16 protein-coding genes are annotated in these 19091 nt (G+C 60.2%); 6 read left to right on the top strand and 10 right to left on the bottom strand.

Annotation, left to right across the window (positions count from 1 at the left end; all coding sequences use genetic code 11):
- Nucleotides 1–207: 207 nt before the first annotated feature.
- Nucleotides 208–1239: a hypothetical protein gene (locus JNK74_27370; protein ID MBL7649912.1), complete on the top strand. Its 1032-nt coding sequence runs from the start codon at nt 208–210 to the stop codon at nt 1237–1239.
- Between the two features lie 269 nt (nt 1240–1508).
- Nucleotides 1509–2606: a sialate O-acetylesterase gene (locus JNK74_27375; GenBank protein MBL7649913.1), complete on the top strand. Its 1098-nt coding sequence runs from the start codon at nt 1509–1511 to the stop codon at nt 2604–2606.
- Nucleotides 2607–2691: 85 nt separating this feature from the next.
- Here the strand turns inward: JNK74_27375 and JNK74_27380 are convergent, their stop codons facing one another.
- The 5 genes from JNK74_27380 to JNK74_27400 form a co-directional block, all read right to left on the bottom strand.
- A complete protein-coding gene (locus JNK74_27380) occupies nt 2692–2898 on the bottom strand; it encodes a type II toxin-antitoxin system HicA family toxin (GenBank protein MBL7649914.1) in 207 nt (68 codons plus the stop codon).
- Nucleotides 2895–3098 (bottom strand): type II toxin-antitoxin system HicB family antitoxin, encoded by a 204-nt coding sequence (locus JNK74_27385; GenBank protein ID MBL7649915.1) that lies wholly within the window; start codon nt 3096–3098, stop codon nt 2895–2897. The genes JNK74_27380 and JNK74_27385 overlap by 4 nt, the downstream gene beginning before the upstream one ends.
- A gap of 477 nt (nt 3099–3575) precedes the next feature.
- Nucleotides 3576–5417, bottom strand: coding sequence for a hypothetical protein (locus JNK74_27390; GenBank protein MBL7649916.1), 1842 nt, complete (start codon nt 5415–5417; stop codon nt 3576–3578).
- Between the two features lie 73 nt (nt 5418–5490).
- Nucleotides 5491–7083 carry a sulfatase-like hydrolase/transferase gene (locus tag JNK74_27395; GenBank protein MBL7649917.1) on the bottom strand — a complete coding sequence of 531 codons (1593 nt, stop codon included), beginning with the start codon at nt 7081–7083 and terminating at the stop codon, nt 5491–5493.
- Between the two features lie 148 nt (nt 7084–7231).
- The gene (locus tag JNK74_27400) at nt 7232–8524 is read right to left on the bottom strand and encodes a Gfo/Idh/MocA family oxidoreductase (GenBank protein MBL7649918.1); all 1293 of its coding nucleotides are present in this window, start codon (nt 8522–8524) and stop codon (nt 7232–7234) included.
- A 174-nt stretch (nt 8525–8698) separates the two neighbouring features.
- Between JNK74_27400 and JNK74_27405 the strand changes: the two genes are divergently transcribed.
- The 3 genes from JNK74_27405 to JNK74_27415 all read left to right on the top strand — a co-directional run bounded on the left by JNK74_27405 (nt 8699) and on the right by JNK74_27415 (nt 11081).
- The gene (locus JNK74_27405; protein MBL7649919.1) at nt 8699–10348 is read left to right on the top strand and encodes an alkaline phosphatase family protein; all 1650 of its coding nucleotides are present in this window, start codon (nt 8699–8701) and stop codon (nt 10346–10348) included.
- Between the two features lie 73 nt (nt 10349–10421).
- Entirely contained in the window at nt 10422–10661 is a 240-nt protein-coding gene (locus tag JNK74_27410; protein MBL7649920.1) for a type II toxin-antitoxin system prevent-host-death family antitoxin, read from the top strand.
- Between the two features lie 36 nt (nt 10662–10697).
- Nucleotides 10698–11081: a type II toxin-antitoxin system VapC family toxin gene (locus JNK74_27415; GenBank protein ID MBL7649921.1), complete on the top strand. Its 384-nt coding sequence runs from the start codon at nt 10698–10700 to the stop codon at nt 11079–11081.
- A gap of 144 nt (nt 11082–11225) precedes the next feature.
- Here JNK74_27415 and JNK74_27420 read toward each other — a convergent pair whose 3' ends face one another.
- Nucleotides 11226–12167: a PQQ-binding-like beta-propeller repeat protein gene (locus JNK74_27420; protein ID MBL7649922.1), complete on the bottom strand. Its 942-nt coding sequence runs from the start codon at nt 12165–12167 to the stop codon at nt 11226–11228.
- 284 nt (nt 12168–12451) lie between these two features.
- Between JNK74_27420 and JNK74_27425 the strand changes: the two genes are divergently transcribed.
- Nucleotides 12452–13609, top strand: a complete 1158-nt coding sequence (locus JNK74_27425; protein ID MBL7649923.1) for an aminopeptidase P family protein — start codon at nt 12452–12454, stop codon at nt 13607–13609.
- Between the two features lie 275 nt (nt 13610–13884).
- On the opposite strand, the gene JNK74_27430 is transcribed toward JNK74_27425, so the two are convergent.
- From JNK74_27430 to JNK74_27445, 4 genes are all read right to left on the bottom strand, one after another.
- Nucleotides 13885–14037, bottom strand: coding sequence for a hypothetical protein (locus JNK74_27430; GenBank protein ID MBL7649924.1), 153 nt, complete (start codon nt 14035–14037; stop codon nt 13885–13887).
- Nucleotides 14034–15524 carry a sodium:solute symporter family protein gene (locus JNK74_27435; protein MBL7649925.1) on the bottom strand — a complete coding sequence of 497 codons (1491 nt, stop codon included), beginning with the start codon at nt 15522–15524 and terminating at the stop codon, nt 14034–14036. The genes JNK74_27430 and JNK74_27435 overlap by 4 nt, the downstream gene beginning before the upstream one ends.
- Before the next feature lie 531 nt (nt 15525–16055).
- A complete protein-coding gene (locus JNK74_27440) occupies nt 16056–18008 on the bottom strand; it encodes a DEAD/DEAH box helicase (GenBank protein ID MBL7649926.1) in 1953 nt (650 codons plus the stop codon).
- A gap of 295 nt (nt 18009–18303) precedes the next feature.
- Nucleotides 18304–18906 (bottom strand): hypothetical protein, encoded by a 603-nt coding sequence (locus tag JNK74_27445; GenBank protein ID MBL7649927.1) that lies wholly within the window; start codon nt 18904–18906, stop codon nt 18304–18306.
- Nucleotides 18907–19091 lie beyond the last annotated feature (185 nt).

Below are 19091 nucleotides of genomic sequence, written 5' to 3' on the forward strand. Positions count from 1 at the left end.
CTTGGTTAGCTACCCAAGATTGGAACGAATGCGTGGTCGCATTTTCAATTTACAGAACATATGCTACGTCATCCACAAATGAAGGTTGAAGGTTTCTCCTTTTTGATGTCTCTGAGTCCTTTCAGGTTGAATGCTCCTTTCTGCTTGCTTCTGAATGCCGTCCCCACTATAGTCATTCAAGAACCCAACGGAGCCAACGCCATGAGTATTTTCAAACGCATCTTTCTTGCCCTTGCCCTGCCCGCGCTGCTCGTCCTAACCGCCAGCGCCGAATACCCGTCCCACATGACCTGGGAAGGCTCCGGCGGCATCGGCCAGGGCAAGCACATCGTCTACATCGCTTCGGACCACGAGTATCGCGGGGAAGAGGCGCTGCCGGCGCTGGCGCGAATTATGGCGAAGCACTATGGCTTCAAATGCACCGTCATCTTCGGCGTCAACCCGGAGGACGGCACCATTCTGCCCGGCAGCAGTGAGCTGAAGGGCCTTGAGATCCTCAAAGATGCGGATCTCATGGTTATCTTCATGCGATTTATCAGCATGGCGGATGAGGAGATGCAGCATTTCGTGGACTACGTGGATCGGGGCGGACCCATTGTCGCTTTGCGCACCTCCACCCATGCCTTCAAGATCGAGCCGGACCGAAAATTCTACAGTTACGACTACAACTACCCCGGCGAAGAATTCAAGCTGGGCTTCGGCCGACAGGTGCTGGGGGAGACCTGGGTCACCCACTACGGCAAAAACCACGAGCAGAGTTCCATACTCATCCCCGAGCAGGACCAGAAGGAGCACCCCGTGTTGCGCGGCGTCGGCGCGATGCACACCCAGGCGGGCGGCTACACGGCCGACCCCATCGACGGTAGCACGATTCTCGCGCGCGGTATTATCCTCAACGGCATGAACGTCGATGCACCGGTGGATACCACCAAAGAGCTCATGCCCGTCGCGTGGGTGCGCGAACACCACAGTAAATCGGGGAAGGACGCGCGAATCTTCACCACCACCCAGGGCGCGTCGCAGGATGTGCTTGACGGCAACTTCCGACGCATGCTCGTCAATGCGCACCTCTGGTGCCTCGGTCTGGAAGGGCAGATCGCGCCCGACGGCAGTGTGGACTTCGTCGGCCCCTACAACCCCACTACCTTCAGCTTCACCAGTTTTCGGCGGGGTGTGAAACCGGCAGACATCGCGGGCTGGGACACACCCATCTGGCGCGCGGATGTGCCGCTGGAATGACGGAATGGGACTGTCGAGAGAAAGGCGGTCAAGCATTCGGGAACTGTGTATGGGTCACGGGTTTTATCTGCAGCGAGGTGGCGATGTTCCAATTAGTACGGTCCAGTGTGTTCACGAGTACGAATTGGGCACCAGCGATGACTTTGTCTCGCTTTTGGATAGTCTCTGTAGTTGCGTTCCTGGCGGCGTGGCATGCGTCCGCCGAGGCCACTAATCCTTACCCCGGCGGCGTCGAAGCGGATCTATGGATTCTGGCGGGGCAATCGAACATGGTGGGTGCGCAGCCGATTGCGGTGGCGGCGCCTGCGGATCCGCGCGTCATGAGTTTTACGCTGGATGGCGAATGGGTGATTGCACAGCATCCGCTTCATCGCGTTTTTGAGGCAACGGCGCCGGTCTATCGGAATTTCTTCAAGATGACGCCGGAGCAGTGGGCCGCCGGGAGTGCGGGGAGCAAGGCGGGCGCGACGGGTGTGGGTGCGGGGCCGGGCTTGGACTTTGGGAAGGGCGTGGCGATGGCGCTGGACCGACCGATTGGGCTGATACCCTGTGCGCTCGGTGCTACTTCCATGAATGATTGGGACCCGGCGTTGCTCGATCGGGGCGAGGAGTCGCTCTACGGCAACCTGATCCATCGCGCGGGGCAGGTGGGCGGACGCATTCGCGGGGTGCTTTGGTATCAGGGGGAGGCGGACGTGTCCAACGGGGAAGCGGTGGCGGCGTATGAAGCGAAGATGCTCAATCTGATCGATCGGCTTCGGGCGGACCTGAATGCGCCCGAGCTGCCGTTTATCTTCGCGCAGGTGAGCCGCTATGTGTATTCCGAAGACCTGGGCACGACCTGGGAGCGGGGGCGGGAAATCCAACGGGGGTTGCCGGGGAAACGCCCGCACGTCTACATGGTGCCCACCATCGATTTGCCGTTGAGCGATCTGATCCACGTTTCGGCGGAGGGCCAGCGCCGCCTGGGCCAGCGCATGGCGGAAGTTGCGTTGACCTGCGTCTATGAACAACCCGGTCATGCAACGCCCATCGATTTCGCGTCTATCGAAGTGATGCCCGCGATCAGCCCCTATCAGCAGCCCGTGCGCGTTCGGTTCAGCGGTGTCAATGGTCGCCTCGTGGCAAGTGGACGGCTGTGGGGCTTCGAGACGCGGGCGGTGGCGGGGAACGCCAAACCCCTGCCCAAGCCATGGGCGGTGGAGCTGGATCCAGATAACGCGGATTGTGTGATCGTGTGGCTCAACGCGCCGCTGGAGGAGCCGGTGGACCTGTATTACGGCGCGGGGATGAATCCGTACGTCAATCTGGTGGACGAGAAGGACATGGCGGTTCCGGCCTTTGGGCCGGTGCGGGTTGAGCCTTGAAATACGTGAATCGCGTGTGATTTCAAGCAATATTGACGCGTCTTCCAGGATCACAGTGGCTGTTACACGTCGACTTTCGCTCGGCTCACAGGTCCTTCTCGTGAATATCGGCAAGTCTCATGAAATGCCGCTGGAGACCAGATTTGAGAGATTGGTTTCCGTGCACTGGAACCGAGATGCGAAGCGGCTCGCCTTCGCAAACATAAATATGATGACTGCCATTGATACGCGCCAGATTCCAACCTTTGGTTTCTAGAATCTGACACATCCTTTTGCCGCTGACTGTCTTCAAATTGTGATTTCCACAACTCGATCTCCAGCCAGACTGGCTACCACATCGATATCGACCGACAAGCAAGCTTCGACAGCTTCATGAACGTTGTGCATCAGCTCTTCAAGCGTATCTCCTTGCGTAGCGCAGCCCGGTATGGCGGGCACCTCGGCCCAATAACCGCCTTCTTCCGCTTCGTGGACAACTACTTTTAAATTCATGTTATTACCTCATTTAAAGGGTGCTGCCGCCTCTTCAAGTGCTATTAGAGCGTTTAGTGTAGCACAGTCAGCGGAATTTCGAGGGCAACCCGATGCGGGTCTGTGTCGCCCTTTCAGGGCTTGTTATTTGGGGGTTGTATCAGGGTTGCGCTCGTTCCCGCCTACGGCGCGTCCGGGACCTCGCTTCACCCAGGGCTACGCTATGTCGCCACTTCGTGGCTAAAACGATACTCGCCTACTATGGGAAACGCAATACGTTAGCTTAATGAAGCGATTGCGTTGTTGCGACAATGCCATGGTGTCGCCAAGTGATCGTCCAAAGCTGGGAGCGCAGGCGTCCCCGCCTGCTGATCGGCGAAGGCGTCATCGGCTTTCGTCTGGATGCCGAAGCGGGCAAGTCCTTTGATTTTTCTACGTCGCGCCGGAGGCGCGATGCAGGCGGGGACGCCTGCGCTCCCAGCCTTGCCGATCTCCGGTTCACTCCCCAAGCAACACCACATCATCCACGCCAAACACGGCTTCTTCCACTGCGTCATCGGCGCCCACCAGCGGCGACCTGGGCTTTTCGTTCACCGTCTGTCGCGCAGGAAGGTTTCTGAATTCGCCGGTGCGGAAGGAGATGCGCTCGACGGATTTCACCGCCTCGGCAAGGGGCGCGTTTTCGGCTACCACGTTGCCATCGACTTTGAGGGTGAAGCTGCCATAAGGCGTGGCGTCGATTTCGAGTTCTATGTTGTACCAGCGGCCGGGGGTGTAGGCGAGGATGCCGACCTGCTCGCTGCCTTGGGTGTACTGGAGTGCACCGTCGCTGCCGAAGCGGAGTCGGACCGGGCGGTTTCCGTAGCGATCCTGGATGTCGATTTCGAGTGGCGTGGTGTATTGTCCGGCCATGGCTTTGAAGGCGATCTTGGCCTTCGTGCCTTCTTCGAAGACGCGGATGGCGCGGGCGTAGTCGTAGGGGTCTTTGTCGGCGAGCTGGAGGTGGTGTCCGCTCTCGCCCTGGGCGATGGTAACGGGAGCCCACTGGGGGCTGTATACGTTCCAGTTTTCGACCCGTCCGCCGAGGGGGAGGGCGTCGAAGTTTTCCTGTACTTTCCCTTTCACGGCGTATTGCACGGTGACGGGTACGCGGCTGACCCAGATGTCTTCTTTGTTCATGCTGTAGGTGAGCCAGAGGTCGTCGCCGGGCGGGTTGCCTTCGCCGGGGGTGATGCCGCGGGTGTAGCAGGGACCGAAGTCTTTCCAGCGGCCGAAGTAGCGCTGGGGCGGCACTTCCGCCTGGACGGTGACCATGTCGTCGAAGAGAATGCCGTCGTCGCTGGTGACCAGGACGAGGGGGTAGCGGTGCTCGTTGTGAATGGTGGGGTTGTAGGTGATGGCGTAGCGTCCGTCGTCGGTCCGGGTGCCGAATTGCTTACCGCCGGCCATGACGAAGGTGGGACACTTCGCGGGCTCGGAAAAGGTGACGCCGTCATCCGAGAGGGCCGCGTAGGACCATTTCCAAAGTCCCACGATCTTGCCGTCTTTCCGGGTGTACCACGAGAAGGCTTCGCGGTCTTCTTTCATGGGCTGGTGGAAGCCGTCGACGCCGTTGTCCTCGTCGTACCACTGGCGCGTGACGAGTTTATCGGCGAGGAGGGCGTTGCACGCTTCGACGAAGCCGGTATCGGTGGATTTGGTATAAAAGGGGAAGCTGGTGTTGGATTCGTTCCAGGTGGTCTGGCTGTCGTAGCGGATGAAGTGAATGGGGCCGTAGGTACCGTCTTTGTAGGCCTCGCGGACGACGCGCCCGATGCCGCCGGTTTCGAAGGGATCTTCGGCGTGACCGTAGAAGGCGAGGACGAGGAGGCGGCCGCTGGGGGCCACGTAGAAGCCCATGCGCTGGTGCATCATGTAGCCGTGGGTGCCCTCGGGGAGCGCGACACCGGCTGGGGCCACGTAGGGCGGGAAGACGACTTCGGGCTTGCTCCAGGTTATTCCGTCTTTCGACGTGGCCACGAGGGTCTGGCCGGGGGCGACATGTTCATCGATGGGGTTGCTGAGGTATTGGACGTAGAAGGTGTCGTTCCAGTAGGCGATGTTGGGCGCGTGGTTGTAGGTCCAACCGCTGCCCTCGGCGAGTTCGGGATGGGTGCGGTTGACGCGGAGGATCTGGTGGTGGTGCGTGCCGATGGCGGGGCGGATGCCGGCCTCGTGGGAATGGAGATCGATGGTGACGCCGCCGATGTAGCGCACGGGCTCGTGGATAGTGCCCGTCTGCGCAGGGGCGAGAGCGACGGGGAGCGCGGCGAGACACAGGAGGATGGACTTGGACGTCATGGGCGAATTCCTTCTTGGGGTTGATGTCGCCGAGTGTAGCATAAGGATCGCATCGAGGGGGACTTACTCCCTTTCACACCAACCATTTCTCCGCGATCTGATCCGTCTCGGTTGCCGTGATCAGCCAGTCCAACATCCTCGCCTTCATTTCATCGCGCGTGGCGTGGTGTGCGGGGTCTCCCGCGAGGTTGGTGAACTCGCCGGGGTCGTTCTCGAGATCGAAGAGCTCTTCGTGGCCCGCGGGGTAGTAGTTGTACTTCCATTTGCGCGTGCGGACCATCTTGCAGTCGGGGTGGCGGATTCCCATGACGCCTTCGCCCTTTTTAAAGGGGAATTCGTCCGTGAAGACCTCCGGGATGATGTTCTCGCTGTAGACGCAGTCGCGGGGCGCGTAAGAGCGATCAGATTGCGTGATCAGTGGTGCGAGGCTCTCCCCGTGGGCGTTGTACGGTGCGTCAAGGCCGCAGAACTCGAAGAGGGTGGGGAGGAGGTCGATGGACATGACGAGTTCATCGCGCGGACCGGGCTGGATGCGGCCGGGGTAACGCATCATGAAGGGAACGCGGACACTGCCTTCGAAGAATACATTCTTGCCCGTGAGGCCATGCTCCAGCATCTGATCGCCGTGGTCGGACACGAAGACGACAATGGTGTTTTCCGCAAGGCCCGTTTCTTCGAGGGTTTTCAGGATGGCGCCGACCTCGTCGTCGATGTGAGAGATGGTGCCGTAATAGCTGCGCCAGAGCCATTGCAGGCGCTCGGGGTTCATGTCGAATTCCGCTTTTTGTCCGCGGGCTTCACCGCGCAGGATGAAGCGGGAAAGATGGGGCGGCATGGCCTCGATGCTTTCGCGCGATTCGCGGCGGGGGAGGGGAATCTCCACATCGCTGTACAGGGCGTCGTAGGGTGCGGGCACTTCGTAGGGCGAGTGGGGTTTCCAGAAGGAAGAGAAAAGGAAGAAAGGCCGGTCGGATCTCGCGTACTGCTCCAGGTAGTGGCGCGTGCGCATTCCGGTCCAGGCGGTGTCGGTGAATTGCTTGTCGATGATGCTGCGAAAGGGATTATCCCCGGGCCCAAGGGAAGCCTTCAGCGTGTGGTCGCTGCCGACGGTCGCCCGATAGGGCACGTCGCGCTGGGGATCATTCTCCTTGCGCCACGCCGCATAGGCGGACCACTGGTCGGTTGTGCTCACGCCGTCGTGGAGTTCTACATCGTCGAAGCCGGTGCGCTGTGCCTCATCGGCCGTTGGGGGATAGTCGTAGTAGAGGTGGCTCTTACCTACAATCCCCGTGGTGTAGCCCGCGCCCTGGAACAGCTTGGGGAAAAGGGTTTCCGTGGGTGCGAGGCGCGTGTAGTTCACGCGATTCCTGTGGGCGTGGGCGTAGCGACCCGTGAAGAAACAGGCGCGGGAGGGCACGCACACCGGCGACTGCACGAAGCAGTGGGAGAAGTTCGCCGACTCCGCCGCGAGGGCGTCGAGGTGGGGCGTCTTGATGATGGGGTTGCCGTTTGCGCCGAGGGTGTCGTAGCGCTGCTGATCGGTCATGATAAGGAGGATGTTGGGGCTGCCGGGTTTGGCGGGGGGGCGTGGTACGGAGTCGGTAGCGGTCGTGGAGACGAGGGCGGGTAAAGAGGCCGCCGATTGTAGAAAGGTTCGACGTTTCACGTTGGTGACTCCGGGATTCCGTTCTTAAACCGAGGTGGTCCTGCAAACCCGCAGGGACAACAGGGACAGCAGAGACGGCAGGCACTACGAGACAGCATTGCTGCTGTCTCCGTGGTCCCTGCCGTCCCTCGAAGCTGATTAGAATGTGTCAGATCTTCCAATCCCCGCGCATGGGCCGATCGCGCATCGCATTCGCCTCGTCGTCGCCCTTGAACGCTTCCTTTGCCGGGTCCCACTTCAGTTCGCGTTTGAGTGTGGTGGCGATGTGGCCGAGGTGGCAGATGGACGCCGTGCGGTGGGCGATCTCGATGGGCGCGGTGGGGAGCTGGCGGCTCTTTACGCAGTTGATGAAATCCTGAACGTGGTCGTCGCTCTTGTAGAGGCGGATGTCGCTGTCTTTCAGCACGACCTGGTCAATGCCGGGAATGCTGGACGTGATGGCAGTGCTCTCCACGTGGAGCCAGCCTTCGCTGCCGATGAATTTGATCCCGTAGCGCTTCTGGTCGCTGCTGGACAGGGCGATGATGCGCACGCCGTTGGCGTATTCGAATTCGATGAGGTGCTTCACGGAGGCGTCGAAAAGCTCGCCCTTGCGGGGGAATTCGGCCGCGCCGGAAATACGCACGGGACCGGTGTCGTCCATGCCGGCGCCCCACTGGGCGATGTCGTAGTAGTGGGCACCCCAGTCGGTGATGTAGCCCGCGCCGTAGTCGAGGATCCAGCGGAAGTTAAAGTGGCATCGCGCGGGGGTGTAGGGCTTCTGGGGCGCGGGTCCGAGCCACATTTCGTAGTCGAATCCTTCTGGAACGGGTTCAACGGGATAGCCGGGTTTGAACTCACCCTGGATGGCGAAGCCTTCGGGCACGCCGCACTCCACGGCCTGCAATTCGCCTATGTAGCCATTGCGCACCAGTTCGCAAGCCTGGCGGCAGGCGGCGGAGGAGCGGCGCCAGGTGCCCGCCTGGAGCATGCGCTGGTTCTTAGCTACCGCATCGGCCATCTTGCGCCCCTGGGCGATGGTGAGGGAGACGGGCTTTTCGCAGAAGATGTCCTTGCCGGCGTTCGCCGCGTCGATGGTATTCAGGGCGTGCCAGTGGTCCGGTGTGGCGATGGAGACGGCGTCGACGTCGGCGCGGGCGATGAGTTCGCGATAGTCATTATAGGAGGCGTCTGCGCCGATTCCGGCGAGGTCCGCGCCCTGTGCCCGGCGGGTAGCGTCCACGTCGCACACGGCCACGATCTGCACTTCGGGCTTGGCCTTGAATGCGGCCAGGTTGCTCATGCCGCGGTTGCCGGTGCCAATGCAGCCCACGGCGAGGCGCTCGCTGGGGGCCACGGTGCCGTCGAGGCCGAGTGCGCTGGCGGGGATAATCATGGGGGCCGCTATCGCGGCGGTGGCGGCGAGGAACTGGCGGCGGGTGGGGGTGGGCGACTTGGGCATGGATGAAAACTCCTGAGCAGGGGCAAATGGCAGTCATGGTTAGCATTGCTGGCCGGGCGCCCGGGGTCGGACCGTGCAATCCCGAAGGGACAGCATAACATAAACTGAACAATTTCAAAGTATGATACGCACTCGAACATCGTTGTTGCTCCATCCCGCTCAGGAGGTCATTTCATGCGCAAGCTATTCTTTTCCGCGCTGGTCGCGTTTGCTTTTGCAGCGCTGACGTCGGCGGAGACACCCCGATTGGTTCTGTTCATTGCGGTGGATCAATTGCGCGGCGACATGCCCATACGCTACCAGGAGCGCTTTGGCGAGGGGGGCTTTCGCTATCTCATGGAGCACGGCTATCACTACCGCAATGCGAACTATCGACATGCAAATACCTTCACGGCCGTAGGCCATGCCACGCTGGCCACCGGGGGCAATACGCCGCAGCACGGGATCGTGGGGAATGAGTGGTACGATCGCGCCAAAGCCGCAAGCATGAATTGCGTGGAAGACCTGGCGCATCCGCTGCTCGGCGTGGAAGGGGCGGTGGCCGCCGGGCGCTCGCCCCGGAATCTGACTTCGAGTACCTTTGGCGATGAGCTGGTGCTCGCCAGTGGCGGAAAATCGCGGGTTTTCGGTGTGTCGATGAAAGATCGCGGCGCGGTTATCCTCGGCGGGCACCTGGGCAAGAGTTACTGGTATGAGCCGGAGTCGGGTCGTTTTGTCACCAGTTCATTTTACTACGAGCGCTACCCCGAGTGGGTGGACGCGTGGAACGGGGCGAAGCCCGCCGACGCCTGGCTGGGCGCGTCGTGGTCGCTTCTGAATCCGGTGGATTCTTATATCTACGGGGCGCAGGATGATCGGTCCGAGGAGCGGCCCTACAAGGCCATGGGCAATACCTTTCCTCATCCGCTGCCCGCCGAAGCGGGGAAGGACTACTATGGCGGTCTCCGCTTCACCCCCATGGGGGATATGCTCACGCTCCAGTTTGCCCGGGAGTTGCTGCGCGCGGAGCAGGTGGGGCAGCGGGACGCCACGGACATCCTGACCATCAGCCTTTCGGCAACGGACTACATCGGCCACGCCTTCGGTCCGAACAGCCTGGAATCGGAAGACAATCAGCTCCAGCTCGACCGAAGCCTCGCCGACTTCTTTGCGGAGGTGGACCGGCTGGTGGGGCTTGATCGCACGCTGATCGTGCTCAGTTCAGACCACGGCATCGACGAAATCCCGGAGTACACGCAGCACCTGGGGTGCGATGCCGGGCGGCACGTGCCCGAGGAATTCATTGCGGCGGCGAATGGGGCGCTCAAGGCACGCTTTGGTATCGCGGACGACCTGGTATTGACGTTTCAGAATCCGAGTTTGTATCTGGACGAGGCCCGGGCTCAGGCGCTGGGCCTGGCCCTGCCCGAGGTCGAGCGGGCCCTCGCCGACGCCATGGTGGCTCTGCCCGGTTTCGATTTGGCGGTGACGCGCAGCGACCTTCTGGAAGGCCGGGTTCCGAATACGAAGGTCATGGACATGGTCACGCGCGCCTTCCACCCGAAGCGCTCCGGGAACGTGCTGGTGGTCCAGTCTCCCTCCTGGTATCTCTATCCCGAAGCGCAGAAATACGCCGCCATGCACGGTTCCCCCTACAGTTACGACACCTACGTCCCCATTTTTTTTGCGGGTCCCGGCATCCCACCCGGTGCGACGCAACGCCCCGTGGCGCCCGAAGATGTCGCCTCCACGATTACCGCCTACCTCGGCATCAAGCCGCCATCGGGGAACATGGGCAATCCCCTGCTGGAAGTGGTGGGTGCGGGAGAAACCGGTGTGCGGTGAATTTGTGCGCACCGTTGGACGTGGTAGAATATGAGGAACCGGGCACGTGGCCCGATTCAAGCGAGGACCTGTCATGGATACCACAATCGAACGTGAAGCGCAGACTACCCTGGCCCAACTGCTGGAGCGCGTGGCGCAGGGCGAACGGATCACCATTACTGAATTCGGTGTTCCAGTGGCCGTGCTTGCGCCGCCAGGCAACCCTCGCAAGCTCACGGCCAGGGAGGCGATAGCGGCGATTGACGAGATCGCCGAGCGAAATCGCTTGGATGGATTGAGCATTCGCGAGATGATAGAGGAAGGTAGGGACTGATTGCCTCCGGCACTGGTGATCGACAACTCTATCGTGATGGCTTGGTGCTTTCTCGATGAACGCACGGCATATACGCAGGCGGTCAAGGCTCTACTTGAGGAACAATCCGCCGTGCAGCCAGCCGTGTGGCCGCTTGAGGCTGGCAACGTAGTGCTTGTCGCTATTCGTAGAAAGCGAATTTCACCCGATGATGGCGCGCGATTTTTGTCATTGCTGGAATCACTGCCATTCGAGGTGGACGGCATCTCTCCCGGCAGGATGTTCGGTGAAATATTCGCACTCGCCCGAAAGCATCAACTCTCCACTTACGACGCGTCCTACCTCGATCTCGCCCTGCGCCGCCAACTGCCCCTCGCCACGCAGGACAAGGCGCTCATGCGCGCGGCGGCGGATTGTGGCGTGGCGCTGTTTCAGCCCTGACCGGGACTATCGCGTCGAGAGCACTTCACAAAGAATGTGACACTGCTCGAAGACGCGCCGAGGTGGGCGTCCCGTCCACCTTGGCGGATCTTCGAGCTGTGATTGAGCGCCGACAGGCGCAACAACGGGCTCAAGAGCCCGAACTCAGCGCACCGATTGCCCCCGTTGCTCCACCATCAGCGAATTCGACACATTGTTCCCAAAGTCCGCAAAGCGATCAAAGGTCCACAGCACCTTCTTGGACTTTGGCTCAATTTCGATCAGCAGCGGCTGTCCCTCGCCCGCGTGGCAGTTCCCGATGACGTAGTTGCCGTTTGGGAGCACTTCGAGGGTGGTAACCCACGCCAGCGTGATGCCCGGCAGGTCCTTCTGGTGCAGTTGCCATACGATCTCTTTGTCGGGCGTGACTTCCAGCACACCGTGGCCGTTGCCCGTGCTAAGCAGCGTGTTGCCGTTTTTCAGGCGCAGCGCACAGAACGTCTTGTTGCCCCAGGCCTCGGGGCCGTGACCGTCGGCCCGTTCCTTGTCGAATAGGGGCACTTCATATTCCCACACCAACGCGCCTTCGCCGTCGTACTCCCGCACGAAGCCATCGCCCTCATGGCACACGAGATAGTGCCCGTTCTCCAGCTTCCGCGCCAGGCGCGTGTCCGTGTGGGGATGGGGGATGTTCACCTTCAGCTTGATCTCTTTCAGCAGCTTGCCGTCGCGGTCGATCTCAATAATCCGCGCCGGACCCGACTCCGCAATCATGACCTTTCCATCGGCCAGCGGCTGGAACGCATGCACCTCGATTTTCTTCCCCGCGTAGCCATTGCTCGCCTGCGCATCATAGGACCACACGACGGCCTTGGTCTCGGGATCGATCTCCGCGACGCCCTTCATGTCCTGCTGCACCATGATATGGCCGTTCTCCAGCAGGTGAATGTCGTGAATCCCGCCCCACGGCATTTCCCACGTGATCTCGCCCGAGGGGGAGACCATGGCGAGCCGGTCGTCACCCTGGAGCAGGACGGTGTGCTGGGCGTGGGTGGCAACTGCTACGAACACGGTGATCGCGGAGATGATTCGGAGTGCGTTACACATGGTACTTGCGTGCCTTCTGAGTTTGGCTTTAATCGAAGAGAAGAGAGCGGGTTCTATCGAACCATAGTCGAATGTTACGCGATCTTGACGCTCGCTTCATAGTTCGACATTTCTGAGGAGAGAAGCCCGCCACTTCCTCTCCAGCCAGCTTGACCGACGCAGAAATTACAGGTAAAGTTGCCCACGGCTCTCGCTACCGAGTACCAAAGCTCACCGTTTCAATCGACTCTTCCAACGTACAACGCTATCCATACCAAGAGCGCCGCCCAGGCAGGAGAAAAGACATGTTGGCCATTCCAAACAGCGAATACACGCGCCGGATAAAGCGATTTCAAGAGAACATCCGCGCTGCGGGGCTGGATGCGGCGCTGGTACACGCGAACGAGTCCGACTTCGCCAACGTGCGCTATTTGTCGGAGTACTGGCCGACTTTCGAGGCCGCGGGCGTGTTTGTGCCGGCCGAGGGCTCTCCGGTGCTCATCATCGGCCCGGAGAGCGAGGCCTACGCGCGGACGCGGAGCAAGATTAAGCAGATCGCGTTGATGGTGGAGTATCGGGAGTCGGCGGAGCCGGAGTATCCCGGTATTCCGGTGGCGCATTTCAAGGACGTGATCAAAATGGCCATGCCCGGCAAGAAGCTGCGCAAGCTCGGGCTGGTGGGCTATTCGGTGATGCCCCTGCCGGTTTATCACAGTCTGTGCAGCGAGCTTCCCAAGGTCGAACTCGTCAAGGCCGACGACACGTTGATCTCGCTGCGCATCAATAAGAGCGCGAATGAGATTAAGCTGGCGAAGCGGGCCTACGAAATCAGCGAGATCGCCATTGGCGCGATCCTGAACGAGATTAAGCCCGGCATGACGGAGCTCCAGGTGATCGGCATCGCCCAGCGGGAGATCTACCAGCACGGCGGTGAATACGAGGGGCACGCCTTGTATTGCTTCTGCGGTCCCGCGACGAAGCACGCCATTTCCCGGCCGACGCACAACACGATCAAGAAGAACGAGGTTATCCAGCTTAATATCGGCGCGCGCGTCGGGGGCTATTCGTCAAGCGTGGGCCTGCCGATTTCGATTGGGAAACTACCGGCGCGCAAGAAGCGGCTGGTGGAGTTTGGCCTCGAAGCCCATTTCAAGACGATGGAGCTGATGAAGGCGGGCAAGCCCGCGGCGGACGTGGTAAAGGAGTACGAAGCCTTCGTCGAAGAACGCGGTTTCAAAAAGTACATGCTCTACGGCCCCTGCCACGGCATCGGCATGATGGAGGTCGAGCGCCCCTGGATGGAATCGACGTCCACGTACACGCTCCAAGAGAACATGACCTTCCAGGTCGACACCTTCTTCTACGACAAGGACTTTGGTCTCCGGTGGGAGAATGGCGTCCGCGTCACGAAGAAGGGCGTGGAGCGGCAATCCGAGAAGTTCATGAAGATTGTGGAGCTCTGAGTTCGCGCGGATGGCCGCCCAAAGGATCTCGGACATTTCTGTCTGAGGCGGAGGGCATACCGGCGTGGAGGTGCACTTGCACGCGTAAGAAGGCACGGGCTTACAGAAATCGCGACTTTGGCGACGTGCAGTGTTTGAACGTGCGTGGCAAGCCCTTTGGCATTAGGTGGGGCGCTGCCTCGGACAGGAATGTCCGAGATCCTTTGGGTGTCACTATCGTTGGTAGCAACGCATGAATATGACACGCCGTGCCTACTTCATATTCGGCTGAAGTATCACTCCTCGTCGCGCTCTTCGCCCATTTCAGCCAAGCGCCCGAGCATACCTTTGATGTCCGCGGCCCCGCGTATCGCGACATACACGGTGATCGTCGAATACCAGACGATACACGCCATCGTCAAGGTCCACCAGATCCAGTGTTCGGTCATGCCTCAATTCCTTTCTGCGGCGTATTTTTCGCTTGTGGCTTTAACAGAGAACCGACGACCATGGCCACGCTTGCGAGCACGTAGGTCGCGATGTTGGAGAACTGGGGGCCGACGACTTCCTTCGCGAAATGCCTGGTGGACGGGAGTTGCTCCATGATCAGGAACGCGAGGGGTATGGTTGCGCCGACGATGATGGCTCCGGCCCCGCCCCAGCTATTCGCCCGCTTCCAGTAGCAGCAGGCGACGAGCAATACGGACATGCTCGAGAGGTAAATGTTGCCCGTGACGGTCAGGTAGTCCCACAGACTCCCTTGCAGGGGATACCAGAGACCGTAGATGAGCAGGAAAACGCCGATGAGGGCGACGATGGAACGGCTCCAGATCAGACCGCGTTTTTCGGACCACTCGCCTTTGCGGAAGGGGCCCAGGATGTCGTTGTAAATTACGCTGGACCAGCTCAGCATGTAGGACGAGTCGGTGGACATATCGGCCGCGAGCATGGCGGCGACCAGCAGGCCCATAAGGCCCACGGGCACGATCTGACTCAGGAGCTTCGGCATCGCGAGCAGCGTATTTTCGCCGACCTGCTCGGGGGTGAGAACGGCGAGGGCCGCAATGCCCCAGAGTACGGGGATCAGCCAGCGGCAGAGGAAGAAAAAGCTGGTGCGCGTATAAACCTGGCGGCCCGTTTTCGTGTCCTTGGCGGCCAGCAGGCGCTGGATGGTGGTCTGCCAGGTCAATACCATGGCTACGCTGAGGAGGCTGTTGGCCACGATGAATTCCCAACCCATTTTGGGATTCAGGAAGGGGTTGAAGCCGCCCGCGCCAAACTGTGCTTCCACAACCGTCGTCATTTTATCCCATCCCACCTGCACGAGAATGAGGATGGTGACGGCCAGCAACCCGGCGCTCATGACGATGAACTGGAGAAAGTCGGTGACCAGGACGGACAGCATCCCGCCGAGAATGGTGTATATGGCGACGAAGAGGAGCAGCGCGGTCATGGTGATCTTGAGGTAACTCTCGTCGAAGCCACATACGGCCACGAGGAATTCACCGCCGGTACGCAGGAAAACGCCCATGTTCAGCAGGCCGCCCAGCACGATGACGACGCCGGCCGCCCAGCGAATTTTCGGGCCAAGGCGCAACTCAAAAAGCTCGGGAATGGTCATGACGCCGGCATCGCGGAGTTGCTTCACGCAGAAGCCGGTGTAGCCGACGAAAAACATCGCGAGCGCGGCGAGCACACCCGGCGCCGCCCCGGCGAATCCGTTCAGGTAGCCGTTCTGCGCCGTATACATGCAGGTTACGATGCCAAACTCGGTGGCGGCGAGGGATGCGATGCCGAGGTAGAGGTTCATCTCGCGCCCGGCGATCAGGAAGTGTTCGACCTTGCCCACGTACTTGCGCACCGCGATCCCCGCCACCATTGTGACGATGATATAGAGGCCAACGATGCTACCGTCAATCCATGAAAAGTTCGTCATAAGCGGATCCTGCGGCCAACGTGATATCTGGATTAGTTGGCGTTGAAAAAATCAGGGATAACCTCCGGGCGCGACAGATGCCGTGCCAACCCGATGGAGAATACACTATTTGACTGGGGCCTTCAATTCACCGAATCTGGAGTAGATTATTACTTGAGGCAACGGGTTCACCACGGAGGACGCAGGCCAGCCATTGGTCGCAACCCAATGTTTAACCACGAAGGCCACGAAGAGCGTGAAGAAGAGAGAGGGAAGGATGCCTTCTGTATCCAGGGTTTCCCTTCCAATCCAGACACGCCCAGATTGAATTCGCGTCTCATCTATCTGTGCGCCTCCGCGATTTTGCGTGCAACACATCGAAATACGTGCGCGCCAGGGGGGGCCGAAAGACTGCCGCAGTCTTTCGCCGTCGCAGTCGCTTTTCTTCTCGGCGTTTCCGTCTCTCCGTGGTTAAAATTGCAAAAAGAGCACAAAGGGAATCAACCCTTTGTGCTCTCTGCGTTCTATGTAATTAGAAAAGACTGGCGGGAACTATTCGCCGCCCTTGCGGTGCTTCTTCTTGGGTTTGCCCTTGTCTTTGTCTCGCTTTGGTCCGCCGAAGGAGCTCCCCTTCTTATCGTCCTTTTTGTGGAAAGTTTTGCCATCCTTCTTGTGGAAAGGTTTACCGTCTTTCTTTTGAAATGGCTTTCCGTCTTTCTTTTCGAAGGGCTTTCCGCTCTTTCTGGGTTTTCCTTTGGTAAACCAGCCACCGTCACCGTCAATGTGTTCCGGCGAGGCGCCGTCTCCGGCGACGCTGATACGCATGCGCTGACCGGCGACCCACGTGTCCTGAAGCATGTCCATGATCTCTCGGGGCATTTCGGGGAGGACAACGATGCTGTGATCGTCGTGGATCTCGATGGCGCCGATGTATTTGCTGTCGAGACCGGCCTCATTGGCGATCGCGCCGACGATATTGCCCGGCTTCAGGCCGTGGTTGTGGCCCGCCTCGATGCGGTACCGCCGGGTGCCTTCGGCGACGGCCTCGTGGGAGCGATCACGCTTTTCCTTGCGCTTCTTCTCGAATTTCTCATCGCGGCCAGCGTCATGGGTCGTATCGCGGTCTCTACCGCGTTCCGGTTTGCCGGGTTGGGGCTCCCAGGTGCCCGCCGCGGCCTGGGGGCGATCCGTAAGCAGGAGGGGCTCGTCACCCTGGACGATTTTTGCCAAAGCGGCAGCGATCTCGATGGGGGGAATGTCGTGCTCCGCCACATATTGCTCGATGATGGTGGTGAACAGCTTCAGGTTGTTCTCCGTAAGCGTGTCGGTGATGCGCTTCTTGAACTGAGCGATGCGCCGGTCATTGATGGCGTCCGCCGAGGGCATCTCCATCAAGGTGATCTTCTGGCGTGTGGCCCGCTCGATGGCTGCGAGCATGCGGCGCTCACGGGGCGTCACAAAAAGGATGGCCTCTCCCGTGCGACCGGCGCGGCCAGTGCGGCCGATGCGGTGGATGTACGGCTCGGTATCCGTGGGGATGTCGTAATTGATGACGTGGCTGATGCGCGCCACGTCCAGGCCCCGGGCGGCCACGTCCGTGGCCACGAGGATGTCCAGCTCGCCATTGCGCAGGCGGTTGATGGTGCGTTCGCGCTGGGCCTGGGCCAGGTCGCCGTTGAGGGCGGAGGCCGCGTAGCCGCGCGCGTTTAGTTTTTCCACCAGCTCCACCGTGGCCGTTTTGGTGCGCACGAAGATGATGACCGCGTCGAAATCTTCCGATTCCATGATGCGGGTGAGGGCATCCAGCTTGTGGGTGTGGCTCACCATCCAATAGCGCTGATTGATGGTTTCGGCGGTGGTTGTCTTCACCTTCATGGCGATGACTTCCGGATTCTGCATGTGGCGCTCGGCGATGGTCTGGATTTCGCGCGGCATGGTGGCGGAGAAGAGGGCCACCTGGCGATCGGGGGGCGTCTGCTCCAATACCCACTTCACGTCGTCGATGAAACCCATGCGGAGCATTTCATCCGCCTCATCGAGCACGAGGGTGGTGAGGTTTTCCAGATTGAGCGTACCCCGACGCATGTGGTCCATGACGCGACCGGGGGTGCCCACCACGATATGGACACCGCGCTTCAGGTTGCGAACCTGGGGGCCGTAGTCCGAGCCGCCGTAGATCGGCAACACGTGGAGGTCGGTGAGGTGCGAGGCATAGCGCTGGAAGGCCTCGGCCACCTGGATGGCGAGTTCGCGCGTGGGCACGAGGACGAGGGCCTGGGGAAAGGTCTGGGCCAGCTCGATTCGGTTCAGGATAGGCAGGGCGAAGGCCGCTGTTTTACCCGTGCCCGTCTGGGCCTGACCGAGGACGTCCCTGCCCGCGAGCAGGGGCGGGATGGTCGCGGCCTGAATGGGGGAGGGGGTCTCATAGCCGACGGCGTCGAGGGCTTTCAGGACGGAGTTGTTAAGCCCGAGGTCGCTGAAGCGAACAACGTCGGTGGTTTCCATGGTTTCGGGGGAGTCAATGATTTCCGGGGTGTCGTTAGACAAAGTGGTATCCAATGCGCGTGTGGTGAACAGTGTTGAAATCCGCCCGTCAGAAGTGACGGCGGCCCAGTGATACGATCCGGGGTGAATCGGCACAGGGACTGTATTTACACATCATACGCGAAGGATCGGCGATACAGGAGGCGTGCCCTAAAGGTCGCAGAGCGACCGGTACCCGGGGAGTACGAGGAGAGTATACCACACTGGGAGCCATTGTTGCTTCTTTTTGGGGCTTTCGCAGCGGTGGCTGAAGAAATCACGTAATACGAGTGTCGAGTTCGTGCGCGCCATCCGGCTCGGGCACGAAAACATCCTCCACGGGCGGGTCAGTTGCCTCAGGGGTCAGTTCGTCTTCCACTTCGGATAACCCCGGTGTTACGACGGAATCCTCTTCCTCGGAATCGAGGTCCTGATACTGGGCATCATCGACGACACTCGCCGGGGCTTCGCCATCGCCGAAATCGTGATCCGACTCGGGGATATAGGTCCCGTAGGTGCCCGCTTCTTCGGCCAGACCGTCCTCGGTGGCCGCTTCCGGTGGAGGGTAGCGATCCTGATCGAATTTTTCCCGGTAGCGCTTGGGAATGCTCGGCGGGTTGGCCTCGAGCGCGGGGTGCCATTCATCCCGGGTTTCATCGAGAAAGCTCAGGAGGTAAACCTTGACGGTGAGGCAGTGATGCTGCTCCGGCATGGAAAAGGTTTTGACCCAGCTTCCCTGATTGACGACGCCATAGAACTGGCCTCGTTCTTCGAGAAAGCGTGAAACGCACAATTCGGGGTCAGCGGTGCCGTAATTGCGCAGGAAAGACTCGGGGGATTCTTCCCCCACGAAGGTGTTCCAGTAGTCAAGATTTGTCATGGAGGAATAGTAGCAATTACGAATTACGAATTACGAATTACGAATTACGATGGGAAGTTGTGGGCTTAACGCTGGAGGTTCAATAGGAAAACTGAAAATCCCAAAGGACCCAAAGGACCCAAAGGACCCAAAGGACCCAAAGGACCCAAAGGACCCAAAGGACCCAAAGGACCCAAAGGACCCAA

This window comes from Candidatus Hydrogenedentota bacterium, assembly GCA_016791475.1.
Classification (GTDB): domain Bacteria; phylum Hydrogenedentota; class Hydrogenedentia; order Hydrogenedentales; family JAEUWI01; genus JAEUWI01.